Below are 15537 nucleotides of genomic sequence, written 5' to 3' on the forward strand. Positions count from 1 at the left end.
TATCCGGCCTACAAACCGTAGAGGACAACGCTATCCGGCATTCACAGGCATTTGTCGGAATCGGCGCACTTCTCCCAGCAACAGCAGCAGTAGCAGACCGACAATCACCAGCCCAAACCCACTTACGCTTGCCGAAGCAACCGGTGTCATCATCGCCCCCAATCCCCCTAACAGCGCCGCGCCGATCGCATCTCCTGTAACGTTCTGCGCAGTCCACAAACCGTTAATTCGCCCGAGCATCGCTTCTGGTGTCTGCGTCTGTAACAGGGTGTACTGCAACAAAGAGCTGACCGCACTCAGCCAGCCGAACAGCGCCAGGCAGACAACGCCAAGCTCCCAGACCGGCATCAACCCAAACAGACCGATAGCCAGGAACGAAGCCACGGTCGATACCAGCATGATCAGTCCCGGACGAACGCTGTGCGCCAGTTGTCCGCTGGTCAACGCGCCCACCGCCGCGCCAAGAGGAATGGCCGCATACAGCAGACCTATTTGCGCACTCGACATTTGCCAGTTAATCGCCAACGCGGGATACAACACGCGCACGGCGCTCGCCATAGTCAACAGACCGCCAAGCAGCGCAATGCCGCCAATCAGCGGGCTGGCAAGCAGAAAGCGAAATGCTGCCAGCAGCGATTTTAGCGGATGCTCGCGCGGCTGCGGCGGAGGCGGTAGCGCAGGAAGGCTCAGCAACGGCAGCAAGGTAATGAAAGTGCCCGCCGCCGCCAGACCGTAGTTCCACGCCACGCCACCGGTCGCGAGCAATACCCCGCCAAGCATCGGCGAAATAACCGAACCCAGACGTACCGTCAGCATGGTAATCGCCCCGGCCTGCATCAAATTCTCCCGCCCAACCAGCGCCGGTGTTGCCGCCAGCAACGCGGTCACGCCCAGCGAGGCAAAGAAACCGTCCCATAAGCCAAGCAAATAAATCGCCAGTAACGACGGTTCGGGCAGCAGCGCATTCAGACACAGACCAATAAAGCCGATTCCGCAGGTTCCACGAGCCAACAGGATCACTTTTTTACGCTCATAGCGGTCGGCCAGCACCCCGCCCACCATCAGACCAATAAACATTGCGCTGCCGGTCAACGTTACTGACAAACCTACCTGCCAGGTCGACTGGGTCATCATCTGGATCTGTACCGGAACCGCCACGCCGAGTAGCCCCAGAGAGACAATGGAAATAAAACGGGCGAGGAAGACGGCGCGAAATGCAGGGTGGGTCTTTAACAGGCTGAGATTGAGCAGCCAGGATTGTCGATTCATTACAGAGCCTTACCAGGTACTTTTTCAATATCCATTCGATGGCTGCACATGCTAACATATCCAAATAAGATCGATAACGATAATTACTATCATTATCAGGGAAGTTGATATGTCATGCTCTGTTTCCGCGACACGTGCCTTCGCCGTTCCCGGACTATTGTTATTACTTGTTCTCACCACGATATTAAGTCTGGTTATTGGCGCCAAGTCGCTACCTGCCTCCGTGGTGCTGGATGCACTTACCAGCAGTTGTCAAAGCGCTGATTGCACCATCGTGCTGGACGCGCGACTGCCGCGCACGCTGGCGGGGCTGCTCGCCGGTGGGGCGCTGGGTCTGGCTGGTGCATTAATGCAAACGCTCACGCGTAACCCTCTCGCCGATCCCGGCATTCTGGGCGTTAACTCCGGAGCCAGCTTCGCTATTGTGCTGGGAGCCGCGCTGTTCGGTTTTTCTTCTGCGCAAGAGCAACTGCTGATGGCCTTTTCCGGGGCGCTGGCCGCGTCGCTTATAGTGGCATTTACCGGCAGCCAGGGCGGCGGGCAGTTAAGCCCGGTGCGTCTGACGCTGGCGGGCGTTGCGCTGGGCGCGGTGCTGGAAGGATTATCCACCGGAATCGCCCTGCTCAACCCGGATGTCTACGATCAGTTGCGTTTCTGGCAGGCCGGTTCATTGGATATCCGCAGCCTGCAAACGCTGAAGGTCGTCCTGGTGCCGGTACTGATTGCCGCGGCTGTCGCGTTGTTCCTTAGCCGTGCTCTGAATAGCCTGAGCCTCGGGAGCGACACCGCCACCGCGCTTGGCAGCAAAGTCGCTCGCACGCAGTTTATTGGCCTGTTGGTGATTACCGTACTGTGCGGCAGTGCGACCGCGATTGTTGGCCCTATCGCCTTTATCGGCCTGATGATGCCGCATATGGCGCGCTGGCTGGTGGGGGCAGATCACCGTTGGTCGCTGCCCGTTACCCTGCTGGCAACCCCCTCTCTGTTGTTAATTGCCGATATCATCGGTCGCCTGATTGTCCCCGGCGAACTGCGCGTTTCAGTGGTCAGCGCATTTATCGGCGCGCCGGTGCTTATCTTTCTGGTACGCCGGAAACCGCGCGGGGGTGGCGCATGATGCACCTCTCCCGCCGCCTGATAGTCAGCAGCCTGCTGCTGGTTGTAGGTTGTCTCGCCGTTGGCTTATGGAGCCTGCGTAGCGGCGTCGTGACGCTGGAAACCCAGCAAATTATTGCCGCCCTGCTTGGCGATGCGCCGCGCAGTATTACGCTGGTGGTGACCGAATGGCGTTTGCCACGCGTGCTGATGGCGCTATTGATTGGCGCGGCGCTCGGCGTGAGCGGTGCAATATTCCAGTCGCTGATGCGCAACCCGCTAGGCAGCCCGGATGTGATGGGTTTCAATACCGGTGCCTGGAGCGGTGTGCTGGTGGCAATGGTGCTGTTCGGACAGCATCTCACCGCTATCGCGCTTGCGGCCATGGTTGGCGGGGTCCTGACGTCTCTGGTGGTCTGGGCGCTCGCCTGGCGCAATGGTATCGACACCTTTCGGCTGATTATTATTGGGATCGGTATACGCGCCATGCTGGTTGCGTTCAACACCTGGCTACTGCTGAAGGCATCATTAGAAACCGCGCTGACCGCCGGACTGTGGAACGCCGGATCGCTCAATGGCCTGACCTGGGCCAAAACCTGGCCTTCTGCCCCACTGATTATCCTTATGCTGGTGTGCGCCACGCTGCTGGTGCGCCGGATGCGTTTACTGGAAATGGGTGATGACAGCGCCTGTGCGCTTGGCGTCAGCGTAGAGCGCTCACGTCTGATGATGATGCTGGTTGCGGTTGTACTGACCGCTGCCGCCACCGCGCTGGCTGGCCCTATCTCGTTTATTGCCCTTGTCGCCCCACATATCGCGCGGCGGATTAGCGGCACATCGCGCTGGGGATTAACCCTGTCGGCGCTGTGTGGCGCGTTGCTGCTGTTGATGGCGGATTTATGCGCCCAACAGCTGTTTATGCCTTATCAGCTTCCGGTGGGCGTTGTCACCGTAAGCCTCGGCGGTATTTATCTTATCGTCTTGTTAATTCAGGAGTCCCGCAAAAAATGATCGAATCAGTAGCCCGTTTGCGTGGCGACCAGTTAACGCTGGGTTATGGCAAATTTACCGTAGCGGAAAACCTCAATGTGTCGATTCCAGACGGTCACTTCACCGCAATTATCGGGCCAAACGGCTGCGGAAAATCAACGCTACTGCGCACGCTTAGTCGTCTGATGACGCCCGCGCACGGTAAGGTCTGGCTCGACGGCGAGCATATCCAGCACTATGCCAGCAAAGAGGTTGCTCGCAGAATAGGTTTGTTGGCGCAGAACGCCACCACGCCGGGTGATATTACGGTACAGGAGCTGGTTGCCCGTGGGCGCTACCCGCACCAGCCATTGTTTACTCGCTGGCGAAATGAGGATGAAATCGCGGTCTCAAACGCAATGCAGGCGACGGGAATCACTCATCTTGCGTCACAAAGTGTGGATACCCTTTCCGGTGGACAACGCCAGCGCGCATGGATTGCGATGGTGCTGGCGCAGGAAACGTCGATTATGCTGCTCGACGAACCTACCACATGGCTGGATATCAGCCATCAGATCGATCTGCTGGAGCTGCTGAGTGAGCTAAACCGGGAGAAAGGGTATACGCTGGCCGCCGTTCTGCACGATCTTAATCAGGCGTGTCGCTATGCGACGCATCTGATTGCGCTGCGTGACGGAAAAATTGTTGCCGAGGGTGCGCCGAAAGAGATCGTCACCGCGCAGCTTATTGAAAAAATCTATGGTCTGCGCTGTATGATTATCGACGATCCGGTTGCCGGAACGCCGTTAGTGGTGCCGCTTGGGCGTACACCGAAAATTCATACCCAGTCATCTCTATAGGGATGACTACACGGGTCAGCGTTTAACACGCTGACCCGATGACGTTTATTGGATATTTTGGAGCAGGTCACGCATGACAGGCCCAATCTTCTCAAACGCTTCAGGGGTTATGATATCAACATGCGCGCAGTCCTGACGATATACATCCAGACTGGATATCCACGGTGACCAACTGCGTTCAGGACTGACACCCGGCACTAAAGTGCGCTCAGCAACGAACAGCGTGGCGTGACCAGCAAACGGCACGCTGTGTGCCGTGGTGAGCAGGCGAACCGCATCGGCGTAGTTACCTTCGATAGCATTAAATAAGGCCTCTGACGCATTCCCCTGCTGCGCTGCCAGAAACGCTTCACGTTCACGCTCGATCTCGGCCAGTACCGCGGGATCCAACCCATTGGCCTCCTTTTCCTGCCAGTTTTGCGTTTCCGGCGGCCAGGTATCCAGCAGCCCCAGGAATGCAACTGTCTCTCCTCTGGCATGTAAGCGTGCGGCGATTCCCTGCGCCAACGTCCCCCCCAGCGAGTAGCCTAATAAATAATAGGGACCATGAGGCTGCTGGCTGAGCAGCGTTGCCAGGTGATGTTCGCAGACCGCATCAAGGTTTTCCGCCGTCTGCATAGGGCCATCCGGTCGCGGCGACTGAATGCCAATAATCGACCACTGCGGACTGAGGTAACGCGACAGCACGCTAAACTGCCAGGCGAAACCCGACGCCGGATGGAAGCAAAACAGCGTTGGGCCATGACTTTCACGCAGCGGCAGCAGCGTCTCGAATCCCAGACGCTGCGACTGTTCATCATCATTGCTCTCCAGCAGTGCACTCAGTTGTTCAACAGTAGAAGCCACCATTATCTGCCCAGGCGTTACCTGACGCTCAAAAATCTGGCTCAACTGCGCTGCCAGTTTCATCGCCAGCAGCGAATGTCCGCCAAGCGCAAAGAAGTCAGCCTCTACGTCATTAACCTCGCAATCCAGCAAAGCCGCAAAAGACTGCGCGATGGCGGTTTCAGTCCCTGCTCGCGGCGCACGTCCTGACGTACGCGACGTCAACTGCGGCATCGGCAGCGCTTTACGATCCAGTTTACCGTTTGCACTCAGCGGCAGCTCCGCCAGTTGCAACAATACCGTCGGCACCATATGCGCAGGCAGTTTTTCACGCAGAGTTTCCTGCAATGCAGACGTATCCAGCGGTAACCCCGATTGCGACACCAGATACCCCACCAACTGTCGTGCATCGCCGCCTGTCGCCGCCGCCTGGTTGAATACGCAGGCGTGGGCTACGGCATGTTCGACATCTGGCAGTTGCTGCATCACCCGATCAATCTCACCGAGCTCAATGCGCTGTCCGCGAATTTTAAGCTGGTCATCGCTGCGCCCGAGGTATTCCACTGCGCCATTCTCCAGCCAGCGCGCCACATCCCCGGTACGGTACATGCGTTCACCAGGGTTAAACGGATCGGCGATAAAGCGGCTCGCGGTTAGATCCGCTCGCCCGAGGTATCCTTGCGCCAGTTGGATCCCCGTCAGATAGAGATCACCTGCCACGCCAAAGGGCACCGGGCGCATCATGGCGTCCAGGATCCGTAAACCGGTATTCCATACCGGATAGCCAATCGGCACGCTATTGCCCGTTACGGCAGCGAGATCGTCCCCCCAGGCCGGATACCAGCTCACATCGACCGCCGCTTCCGTTGGCCCGTATAAATTGTGCAGTGGCGCATGAGTCAACTGTTCCCATTCGCGGCATAAATCTGCAGGTAAGGCTTCGCCGCTGCAGAATACCCGTTTCAGCGAGGCACAGCTCTCCCGCGCGGTTTCCGGCGTCAGTGAAGCAACAAAAGCGGCCAGCATAGAGGGAACAAAGTGCGTGGTCGTCACCCCTGACTGCGCAAAGAACTGCTGCATCGCCAGCGGATCGCGGTGCGCTTCAGGTTCTGCCATGACCAGTTTTGCCCCAGCAATAAACGGCCAGAAAAACTCCCATACCGAGACGTCAAAACTGCACGGCGTTTTTTGCGCCACCACATCATCCGCGGTCAGAGGATAGTGATTTTGCATCCACAGCAAACGGTTAACGATGGCTGTTTGCCCAACCATCACCCCTTTTGGTCTGCCGGTAGAACCGGAAGTAAAAATAATATAGGCCGTATGATTAGGTTGAGATAGCGCCAGCGGTGCAGCATCCTCTTCTGGCAGCGGCGCGTTGTAGCACAGACTTTCCAGCTCCGGAATATCGCTAAAGCGCGCCAGTTGCTCTTCGGTCGCGATCAACAATTTTGGCTTCGCGTCTTCGAGCATCATCCGCAGGCGATCGTCCGGGTATCCGGTATCCAATGGCAGCCAGGCGGCTCCCGCCTCAACAATACCGTGCAGCGCCAGCGTGAGGAACACGGAACGCGGTAATGCCACGGCAACGCTGTCACCAGGCTGTACGCCACGCTCGCGCAGGCGGCGCGCCAGCGCCACAACCTGTTGGCGCATTTCACGATAGCTAAACTGATAGCGGGCATCAGCCAGCGCCGGGGCATCCGGCGTTTTATCGGCCTGCTGTACCACCAGCGCGCTCAGCGTGGTGGACGGGATCGCCACGGTCGTATCGTTAATCTTCGCCAGCCGCTCATGTTCTGTCGGCAACAGCATCCCGGCATCGCCGCAGCATAGCGACGGATTGTCGGCAAACTGCGCGATAAGCGCGGTTAAACGCGATGCATGTTGCGCCAGCGTCGCGGCATCGTAGCGCTGTTTATTGGCCAGGATTTCAATACTCAGCCCGCCGTTTTCATCCGGGAACAGCGCCAGTTCCAGATCGTTCACCGGACCTGTCGCCAACGTATGGGTTTGCGCCTGAACGCCAGGAATATTCAGTTGATAGTCGAATATTTTCACGTTCAGTACCGGGCCAAACAGCGGTTCGGCACCGGCTGCGCGCCCGCTGTCGCGAACAATTTGCTCAGCATCATATCGCTGATGTCGGCGCATTTTCTTCAACTGTGTGGCCAGTCGTTGGGCAAGTGCAGGCAAGCTTTCTGCCGCATTCAACTGCACGCCAAATGGCAGGACGTTTAAAACCGGTCCGGTGGACGTGAGCGCCGCCGACCCCATACGCCGCATAAAGATAAACCCGGCGGCATATTCCATTCGGCTGCATAAACGTCCGAGCCACAGCGCCACCAGCGCAAGGGCCAGATCCGCACGCTGAACGTCTGGCATACGTGCCGCAAGCCGGCGAAACTCCCCTTCAGGCGCGGTTAACTTCAGACGAATAATACCCGCGCTGGCCGACCGCCCTGGCAGGGGTTTGTTAGACAGCGAAGCCGGAGGTGGGAGTTGCTTTCGCTGCTCGGTCCAGAAGGCGCCGTCACGTTGCCAGGCATCGCTTTGCCGATACTGTTGATACTCTTCCACCACCTCAGAAAATGGCGTAAAAGGTGATTCCGGCGTGGGCTCGCCATGCAGCCATGCGCGGTAAATTGCGGCTATCTGGCGGGTAATGGCCGGGAAACTGAAGCCATCAACCAGCAGATGATGGTAACGCTGATACCAATACCAACGCTTTTCTCCCACCTGAATGAGCAGGTGAAAAACCAGCGGCTTAGTGCCATCAGCACGGATGTCCTGCTGCAGGTCTGCCTGCATCAATGCGCGCGCTGACGCATGCGGATCGGATTTTTCGCGCAGATCGATAATTTCTGGTGGCGCAAAGGCAAGCGCAGAGTCTACCCATTGCCAGACCTCGCCGTTATCTTCGCTAAACCGCATCCTTAGAGTATCGGCCTGCTGCAGACCCGCCACTACCGCTTTCGCCAGCAACGGAGCGTCCAGTTCGCCGGTTAATTCTACGTAGTGCGCCACGCTCCACGCTGAGGGCAATGTGGAGAGTTTTTCCGCCATCCAGATCCCCGGCTGAGCCGCAACTAACGGTAAACGTTGAGTCATGGAGCCTCCTGCACATCGACGTAGTTCGCTGGCGTCAGCGTGGTCCAGTTTGCATCCAGCCATTGCTGGCAGGCTTCCTGTGATTGGGGTTCGCACGCGACCGTCCAGCCAGCAGGAAGTGAGCATTGCTGCGGCCAAAGGCTAAACTGACGTTGGGGATTTTGCAGAATGTAAAACTGGCCCTGCGGATTATCGAAGGGGTTACTGAATTCCATACTCAACTCCTGTCGTGGAACATCGTCCGGTTAAATCGTGTCGGTAAGCGGTTGCCAGAGCGTGATCAGCCCTTGCATCAGTCCGCCGCGCCAGCAAAGCGCATCGTGTCCACCATCAACCTGACGCCAGAAAATAGACTGTGGTGCAGAGGGTAACTGGGCATAAAGCGCCTGATTTGCGCGATAAATAATGGGTTCGCGGATCCCGGCTTCCAGGACAATACGCAGCCCCTGGGCGCTTATCTTTCCGCTTTTCAGTTGCTCAACGATCGCCCCATCCTGATGACCACCGCGATGCGGCCACCAATAAGAGCCTGACTGGCTGAGCACGCAGCCAAAGCGCGCGGGCCAGTTCAGCCCGGCATACAGCGATGACAGCCCGCCAAAACTTTGCCCGGCGACGACGGTACGCTGCGGGTCGTCACTGAACGCGGTCGTGGTCTTCACCAGCGGCAATAGTTCCTGCTGTACTGCCAACCAAAAATCCGCATTACACGGCAATTCGCGGCTGCGGTGAGCCGTGTCGATGGTATCAATCAGGAGATAAACGGCGGGCGGGAAGTGTCCGCGATGGGTGAGTGAAGTCAGCGCAGGCCAGACCGGCATACTCTGTGCCCAAAACTGTCCGTCCAGCAGGATAGCCAGCGGACGCGCTTCCGGCTGAGCTTCACCAGTGGTAAACACCCACACGCGGCGTGTATTGCCGAGTCTGGCGCTACGCCATTGCAGGCAAACTGCGGGCGAGTCGGGGTTTTCAGGTCGATCCCATCCCGGTTGTACGGGTGCATCAGGCATTTCCAGTGCAGACACCGCATGGCCACGACCGCCCTGCCAGCTCTGCGGATTGAGGGGATCGGCAATAGCCTGCGGCAACAATTGCCGCCAGCCTTCACGCAGCACGGTTCGGTCAGGCGCTTCGCCCGGCGTCTGCGCGGCAAAAATATCATTTCGTTCTGTTGGGATAAAACAGTAACTGCCGCGCCAGTTGGCGCTGAGGGAAACACTCCAGCACCAAACATTTGTTCCGTCAATGCGTTGCATCGACTGCGGGGTGGCATTTTGATGGTGGTCGGTGACGCCGGTGATATAGACCCATACGCGGTGAATGGCTGACTCTTTTTCCGTTCCCTGCGGGTCGCGCCACCAGAAGGTTACCCGATAATTTCCGTTGTCTTCACGCTCCCACTCCGGGCCTTTTTTTGACTGCCACCACGCCTCGCTTCCCATCTTTAACGTCGTCACCGCCATAACCCCATGTTTATTGTCAAATTTTATGATCTAGCGTGAAATATATTGATAATATTATTGATAACTATTTGCATTTGCAATAGCGTATTGTCGCGCTGTGGGAAGCGCGCACAGTTTTTCACCACTTATAAACCGGCCTGGCGCTGCGTACTTTTTCTGGAATGGAGGGTTTACGCGGATGCGGGCGACATCAGACCAAATGCCGCACCACGGCACATTGGTACTCGTGGCTAAAAGAACAGCAGGACATACAATGAACAACAAGATTCATTCACTGGCCTTATTGGTCAATTTAGGGATTTACGGGGTAGCCCTGCCAGCGATGGCAGAAGATCAAACCGATAGCGCCGCTGTCTCTCATGAAGACACCATCGTGGTTACCGCCGCCCAGCAGAACCTGCAGGCACCGGGCGTTTCAACCATTACCGCTGATGAAATTCGTAAGAATCCTCCCGCTCGCGATGTGTCGGAAATCATCCGTACCATGCCAGGCGTCAACCTGACCGGTAACTCAACCAGCGGTCAACGCGGCAACAACCGCCAGATCGATATTCGCGGCATGGGGCCGGAAAACACCCTGATTCTGATCGACGGCAAACCGGTAACCAGCCGTAACTCTGTGCGTCAGGGCTGGCGCGGCGAGCGTGATACCCGCGGCGATACCGCCTGGGTGCCACCAGAAATGATCGAACGTATTGAAGTGCTGCGCGGTCCTGCCGCGGCACGCTATGGCAACGGTGCGGCTGGCGGCGTGGTGAATATCATCACCAAAAAAGGCAGCAACGAATGGCACGGCTCCTGGGATACCTATTTCAACGCCCCGGAACATAAAGACGAAGGTTCGACCAAACGCACCAACTTTAGCCTGAACGGTCCGCTGGGCGGGGATTTCAGCTTCCGTTTGTACGGTAATCTCGATAAAACCCAGGCTGACGCGTGGGATATCAACCAGGGTCATCAGTCAGAACGTACCGGCACGTATTCAAATACTTTACCGGCCGGTCGTGAAGGGGTGATCAACAAAGACATTAACGGCGTGGTTCGCTGGGATTTCGCCCCGCTCCAGTCACTGGAACTGGAGGCTGGCTATAGCCGTCAGGGCAACCTGTATGCGGGCGACACTCAAAACACCAACACCAACCAACTGGTGAAAGATAACTACGGGAAAGAGACCAACCGTCTTTACCGCCAGAACTACTCTCTGACCTGGAACGGCGGCTGGGATAACGGCGTCACTACCAGTAACTGGGTGCAGTATGAACATACGCGTAACTCCCGTACGCCGGAGGGCCTGGCGGGGGGTACCGAAGGGATTTTCGACCCGAATGCGTCACAAAAATACCTCGACGCCGACCTGAGTGACGTCATGCTGCACAGTGAAATCAGCATTCCGTTAGATCTGCTGGTTAACCAAAATCTGACGCTCGGTACCGAATGGAATCAGCAGCGCATGAAGGACATGTTGTCCAATTCGCAGACCTTTATGGGCGGTGATATTCCAGGGTCCAGCAGCACCAACCGCAGCCCGTACTCAGACGCAGAGATTTTCTCTCTGTTTGCTGAAAACAACATGGAACTGACCGACAGCACCATGCTGACGCCAGGTTTGCGTTTCGATCATCACAGCATTGTGGGCGATAACTGGAGTCCGTCCCTGAACCTGTCCCAAGGTCTGGGCGATGACTTCACCCTGAAGATGGGGATTGCGCGCGCCTATAAAGCGCCAAGCCTGTATCAGCTCAACCCGAACTACATTCTGTACAGTAAAGGTCAGGGTTGCTACGCCACCGGCTCCGCGACCGGTATTGGTTGCTATATGATGGGCAACGATGATCTGAAGGCCGAAACCAGTATCAACAAAGAGATTGGTCTGGAGTTCAAACGCGACGGCTGGCTGGCCGGGGTAACCTGGTTCCGCAACGATTACCGTAACAAGATTGAAGCAGGTACGGTCCCGTTCGACAGAACGTCTATCACCAACAAAGGGAAAACGACTTATACCGATATCTATCAGTGGGAAAACATTCCTAAAGCGGTAGTTGAAGGTCTGGAAGGAACGTTGAACGTGCCGGTTAGCGAAACCGTTAACTGGACTAACAACATCACCTACATGCTGCAAAGTAAGAATAAAGAGACCGGCGAGCGTCTGTCGATTATTCCTGAATACACGCTGAACTCGACCCTGAGCTGGCAGGCACGTGAAGATCTGTCATTGCAATCCACCTTCACCTGGTACGGCAAACAGCAGCCGAAAAAATACGATTACCAGGGTAAACCCGTTACCGGTAGCTCGGCCAGTGAAGTCAGCCCATACAGCATCGTCGGCCTGAGTGCGACCTGGGATGTGACGAAAAACGTCAGCCTGACCGGCGGCGTGGATAACGTCTTTGACAAACGTTTATGGCGTGAAGGGAATGCCCAGACCACGGGCGATATCGTGACCGGGAACTATATGGCGGGCGCAGGCGCGCACACCTATAACGAACCGGGCCGGACGTGGTTCATGAGCGTTAACACACACTTCTGATAACGTTTTTCCCTCTCCTCGCTGCGGGGAGAGGGAAACCGTAAGAAATCATGCACACAACGCACATCCCGCTCCCTTTCGCAGATCATACGCTGCACATTGTCGAATTTGATCCCGACACTTTCTATGAGCACGACCTGCTCTGGCTTCCCCACCACACTCAGCTCCACTTCAGTGGGCGTAAGCGTAAAGCTGAGCACTTAGCGGGGCGTATTGCCGCAGTCCACGCACTGCGTGAATTTGGCCACAAAACCGTGCCCGGCATCGGTGTGCAACGCCAACCATTGTGGCCGCAGGATCTGTTTGGCAGCATCAGCCATAGCGCAACAACGGCGCTGGCGGTCGTATCAACGCATCCCATTGGGCTGGATATAGAAGCTATTTTTACACCACAAACCGCAGTTGAGCTGGCTGATGGCATTATTGATAACCACGAACATCAGATTTTGCAGCATACCTGCCTGCCCTTTCCGCTCGCCTTAACCCTGGTATTCAGCGCAAAGGAGAGCCTATATAAGGCGTTTTCCAATCAGGCATCGGGGCTACCAGGTTTCACCAGCGCAAAAATCACCGCACTCACGACTCAGCAATTAACATTACAAATCATGTCGTCATTTTCGCAAGGCCTCGCCGGACTGAGCGTTAACATTAGCTGGTTTCAGCGTGAAGAAAACATCATCACCCTGTGCGCTAGCCCGGCATCATGCTCACGAGCCTTTTCTCTCTGAGTGGTTAGGGAAAACGCAATATGCATGCTGACACGCCGCCAGCGATCGGCGTTGCTGCCCTTTTTCATCGAAGTTGTCGGCAACCAGCCAGCGCTGCAAAACAGCGTCGCACTGGGGCCATTCACTATCAATCATCGATAACCAGTCGCTGTCGCGATTACGCCCCTTGCGCACAATCTTCTGGCGAAAACGTCCTTCGAAGATAAACCCAAGGCGCTCCGCCGCCCGACGGGAAGCCGTGTTCAGAGAGTCACATTTCCACTCCACGCGACGATAGCCCAACGCAAACGCCTGGCGCAGCAACAGCCAGATGCTTTCGGTGCCGAGTACCGTATTTTTCATGCGCGGTGACCAGGTTACATGACCAATTTCAACCGAACCATGCTCCCGTTCGATCGCCATAAAGCACACCAGTCCCACCGCACGACCGGAACGCTGTTCAATGACAGCATAGGGAACCAGAGATGCATCCGTAGATTTGCCCTCTACCCAGCAAGCTGTGGCCTCAACGCTCGTGGGGCGAGAACTTGCAAGCCAGGTCCAGTCGCGATCGTCTGGCGCCTGCGCGTAAGCATCAAACAGATCGGCGGCATGGCTGTCGGCATTCAGGGGAACCAGTCGACAATATTGCCCTGCAAGTTCTTCCCGCGGCAGTACGGCGGCACCATTCCAGTCAGGCACAATATCGCCGACGGTCTGTCCATAAAGATTAATTTCCGGCACGATTCAACCCCTGTTGCGAAGTAAAAAATAGTTATAACACCGGCCATTTCGCCTTCAAAGCATCGCGGGGGGATTTCTGACAACGAACAGAAATTCAGCGGCCCTTCTATATGCAGCTTGCAAGATGACGCGTCTATACTGATTAAAAATCAACGCTGAAGAGAACACTATGTCCCTACCCGATTTTCATGTTTCTGACCCTTTTACGTTAGGCATTGAACTGGAAATGCAGGTGGTCAATCCTCCGGGCTACGACCTGAGCCAGGACTCTTCCCGACTGATTGACGCCGTAAAGCCGCTGCTCACCACCGGAGAAGTAAAGCACGATATCACTGAAAGTATGCTGGAGATGGCGACCGGGGTTTGTCGCAATATCGACCAGGCGAGTGCTGAATTATCCGCCATGCAGCAGATAATCTCACGGGTTGCTGCCGAGCATCACCTCGCCATCTGTGGCGGCGGTACGCATCCGTTTCAAAAATGGCAACGTCAGGAAGTCTGCGATGACGAACGCTATCGGCGCAACCTGGAAAATTTTGGCTATCTTATTCAGCAGGCGACGGTATTCGGCCAACATGTGCATATCGGCTGCGCAAACGGCGATGATGCTATTTACCTCCTGCACGGCCTGTCGCGATTTGTTCCCCATTTTATTGCACTCTCTGCCGCCTCACCTTATATGCAGACGTCCGACACGCGGTTTGCCTGCGCGCGGCTGAATATTTTCTCCGGATTTCCCGATAATGGCCCGATGCCGTGGGTGAATAACTGGCAGGAATTCGAGGGGTTATTTCGTCGACTGGCTTACACCAGCATGATTGATAGCATTAAAGATTTACACTGGGATATCCGCCCCAGCCCGCACTTTGGTACGGTAGAGGTTCGCGTCATGGACACTCCGCTAACCCTTGAACACGCAGTCAATATGGCGGGACTTATTCAGGCTACCGCCCACTGGTTGCTCACTAAACGGCCATTCAAGCACCAGGAGCGTGATTACCTGCTGTATAAATTTAACCGTTTCCAGGCCTGCCGCTTTGGCATGGCGGGAATCATCACCGATGTCAATACTGGCGATGGGCACCGCCTGTCAGATGACACGCTACGGCTACTGGAGAATGTCGCCGCTTCTGCGGACAAAGTAGGCGCGACCAGCGCGATTGAATCCTTACGCCTGCAGGTTAAAAATGGTCATGATGAAGCGCAGAGCATGCGTGATTTCGTCGCCGACGGCGGATCACTGAGTGGTCTGGTGAAAAAACATTGTGAGATTTGGGCCGGGCTGTAAGCGTGGCGTTTGCGTTGCCCACAGAGATCCCGGACAATGGCTTTTTAACTCAAGTTTAACAATGCCATGAAACACCCGCTTGAATCACTGATGACCGCCGCAGGGATCCTGCTACTGGCTTTTTTGTCTTGCCTGCTGCTGCCCGCCCCCTCACTGGGCATTGTGCTGGCGCAAAAACTCGTCGCCACCTTTCATCTAATGGATCTCAACCAATTTTATACTTTGCTGTTTTGTCTGTGGTTTTTACTGCTGGGGGTGATTGAATATTTTGTACTGCGTTTTATCTGGCGGCGCTGGTTCTCGCTGGCGGATTAGGCCCGCGAGAACCCTTTGCCGTTAATGCGTTCGGCTATGATTTTCTTTGCGATACGCGCCCGGCGGCTGGCTGAACGTACGGGTGAAAATTCGCGTAAAGGTCTGCTGCGAATCGAATCCGTATTTCAAACAGATGTCATACACTTTCTGGTCGGTATCGCGTAGATCGCGCGCCGCCAATAGCAGCTTACGCTCGCGGATGTAGCGCCCGAGGCTTTCGCCTTTGTACTGCATAAAAAGACGCTGCAGGTGCCATTTGGAATATCCCGCATGGCGTGCAATATCATCAATGCGCAATGGCTGATTCAAATTATCATCAATCCATTCAACAATCGTATCAATGACCTGAGCAGAAATCGTCATC

The 15537-nt window shown here is 56.0% G+C and carries 13 protein-coding genes; 7 read left to right on the plus strand and 6 right to left on the minus strand.

Translation table 11 applies throughout. The features are described 5' to 3' along the window. Positions 1-30: 30 nt before the first annotated feature. Positions 31-1269, minus strand: coding sequence for an enterobactin transporter EntS (entS, locus tag O6D90_RS16680; protein ID WP_016152195.1), 1239 nt, complete (start codon positions 1267-1269; stop codon positions 31-33). A 109-nt stretch (positions 1270-1378) separates the two neighbouring features. On the opposite strand from entS, the gene fepD reads away from it, so the two are divergent. The 3 genes from fepD to fepC are packed head-to-tail and all read left to right on the plus strand — an operon-like array spanning position 1379 to position 4193. Continuing rightward, a complete protein-coding gene (gene fepD, locus O6D90_RS16685) occupies positions 1379-2386 on the plus strand; it encodes a Fe(3+)-siderophore ABC transporter permease (RefSeq protein ID WP_016155943.1) in 1008 nt (335 codons plus the stop codon). Continuing rightward, positions 2383-3375, plus strand: coding sequence for an iron-enterobactin ABC transporter permease (fepG, locus tag O6D90_RS16690; RefSeq protein ID WP_016152193.1), 993 nt, complete (start codon positions 2383-2385; stop codon positions 3373-3375). The genes fepD and fepG overlap by 4 nt, the downstream gene beginning before the upstream one ends. Continuing rightward, entirely contained in the window at positions 3372-4193 is an 822-nt protein-coding gene (gene fepC, locus O6D90_RS16695) for an iron-enterobactin ABC transporter ATP-binding protein (protein WP_016152192.1), read from the plus strand. The genes fepG and fepC overlap by 4 nt, the downstream gene beginning before the upstream one ends. A 45-nt stretch (positions 4194-4238) precedes the next feature. Here fepC and entF read toward each other — a convergent pair whose 3' ends face one another. Genes entF through fes form a run of 3 tightly spaced genes read right to left on the minus strand, consistent with a single transcriptional unit; the run spans position 4239 to position 9592 of the window. After that, complete coding sequence (gene entF / locus O6D90_RS16700; RefSeq protein ID WP_016155942.1) at positions 4239-8129, minus strand: enterobactin non-ribosomal peptide synthetase EntF; 3891 nt, start codon at positions 8127-8129, stop codon at positions 4239-4241. Then, the gene (locus tag O6D90_RS16705) at positions 8126-8344 is read right to left on the minus strand and encodes an MbtH family protein (protein ID WP_016152190.1); all 219 of its coding nucleotides are present in this window, start codon (positions 8342-8344) and stop codon (positions 8126-8128) included. Before O6D90_RS16705 ends, entF begins: the two co-directional genes overlap by 4 nt. Before the next feature lie 30 nt (positions 8345-8374). Further along, complete coding sequence (gene fes, locus O6D90_RS16710) at positions 8375-9592, minus strand: enterochelin esterase (protein ID WP_218731465.1); 1218 nt, start codon at positions 9590-9592, stop codon at positions 8375-8377. A 253-nt stretch (positions 9593-9845) separates the two neighbouring features. Here fes and O6D90_RS16715 point away from each other — a divergent pair, with 253 nt between their 5' ends. Together O6D90_RS16715 and entD are read left to right on the plus strand one after the other, a co-directional pair. Continuing rightward, positions 9846-12119 carry a TonB-dependent siderophore receptor gene (locus O6D90_RS16715; RefSeq protein WP_016155941.1) on the plus strand — a complete coding sequence of 758 codons (2274 nt, stop codon included), beginning with the start codon at positions 9846-9848 and terminating at the stop codon, positions 12117-12119. Between the two features lie 50 nt (positions 12120-12169). Then, positions 12170-12847: an enterobactin synthase subunit EntD gene (entD, locus tag O6D90_RS16720; RefSeq protein ID WP_016155940.1), complete on the plus strand. Its 678-nt coding sequence runs from the start codon at positions 12170-12172 to the stop codon at positions 12845-12847. On the opposite strand, the gene O6D90_RS16725 is transcribed toward entD, so the two are convergent. After that, on the minus strand, positions 12827-13570 hold the full coding sequence (locus tag O6D90_RS16725; protein ID WP_016155939.1) for a GNAT family N-acetyltransferase: 744 nt from the start codon (positions 13568-13570) through the stop codon (positions 12827-12829). The two genes, entD and O6D90_RS16725, sit on opposite strands and share 21 nt — an antisense overlap. A 169-nt stretch (positions 13571-13739) precedes the next feature. Between O6D90_RS16725 and O6D90_RS16730 the strand changes: the two genes are divergently transcribed. Both O6D90_RS16730 and O6D90_RS16735 read left to right on the plus strand, forming a co-directional pair. Beyond that, positions 13740-14858: a YbdK family carboxylate-amine ligase gene (locus tag O6D90_RS16730; RefSeq protein WP_271143130.1), complete on the plus strand. Its 1119-nt coding sequence runs from the start codon at positions 13740-13742 to the stop codon at positions 14856-14858. A 66-nt stretch (positions 14859-14924) separates the two neighbouring features. Continuing rightward, the gene (locus tag O6D90_RS16735) at positions 14925-15173 is read left to right on the plus strand and encodes a DUF1158 domain-containing protein (protein ID WP_016152175.1); all 249 of its coding nucleotides are present in this window, start codon (positions 14925-14927) and stop codon (positions 15171-15173) included. Between the two features lie 21 nt (positions 15174-15194). On the opposite strand, the gene O6D90_RS16740 is transcribed toward O6D90_RS16735, so the two are convergent. Next, positions 15195-15536 (minus strand): RamA family antibiotic efflux transcriptional regulator, encoded by a 342-nt coding sequence (locus O6D90_RS16740; protein WP_003021996.1) that lies wholly within the window; start codon positions 15534-15536, stop codon positions 15195-15197. Between the last annotated feature and the right edge of the window lies 1 nt (position 15537).

The sequence above is a fragment of the Citrobacter sp. 21OH12SH02A-Citro genome, assembly GCF_027919895.1.
GTDB classification, from domain to species: Bacteria; Pseudomonadota; Gammaproteobacteria; order Enterobacterales; family Enterobacteriaceae; genus Citrobacter; species Citrobacter braakii.

Bases quoted from the DNA above. Each gene is read 5' to 3' on its own strand.
- O6D90_RS16735 (WP_016152175.1), top strand. From the start codon at position 14,925: ATGAAACACCCGCTTGAATCACTGATGACCGCCGCAGGGATCCTGCTA.
- fepD (WP_016155943.1), top strand. From the start codon at position 1,379: ATGTCATGCTCTGTTTCCGCGACACGTGCCTTCGCCGTTCCCGGACTA.
- O6D90_RS16715 (WP_016155941.1), top strand. From the start codon at position 9,846: ATGAACAACAAGATTCATTCACTGGCCTTATTGGTCAATTTAGGGATT.
- O6D90_RS16730 (WP_271143130.1), top strand. From the start codon at position 13,740: ATGTCCCTACCCGATTTTCATGTTTCTGACCCTTTTACGTTAGGCATT.
- fepC (WP_016152192.1), top strand. From the start codon at position 3,372: ATGATCGAATCAGTAGCCCGTTTGCGTGGCGACCAGTTAACGCTGGGT.
- fes (WP_218731465.1), bottom strand. From the start codon at position 9,592: ATGGCGGTGACGACGTTAAAGATGGGAAGCGAGGCGTGGTGGCAGTCA.
- entF (WP_016155942.1), bottom strand. From the start codon at position 8,129: ATGACTCAACGTTTACCGTTAGTTGCGGCTCAGCCGGGGATCTGGATG.
- O6D90_RS16705 (WP_016152190.1), bottom strand. From the start codon at position 8,344: ATGGAATTCAGTAACCCCTTCGATAATCCGCAGGGCCAGTTTTACATT.
- fepG (WP_016152193.1), top strand. From the start codon at position 2,383: ATGATGCACCTCTCCCGCCGCCTGATAGTCAGCAGCCTGCTGCTGGTT.
- entD (WP_016155940.1), top strand. From the start codon at position 12,170: ATGCACACAACGCACATCCCGCTCCCTTTCGCAGATCATACGCTGCAC.
- entS (WP_016152195.1), bottom strand. From the start codon at position 1,269: ATGAATCGACAATCCTGGCTGCTCAATCTCAGCCTGTTAAAGACCCAC.
- O6D90_RS16740 (WP_003021996.1), bottom strand. From the start codon at position 15,536: ATGACGATTTCTGCTCAGGTCATTGATACGATTGTTGAATGGATTGAT.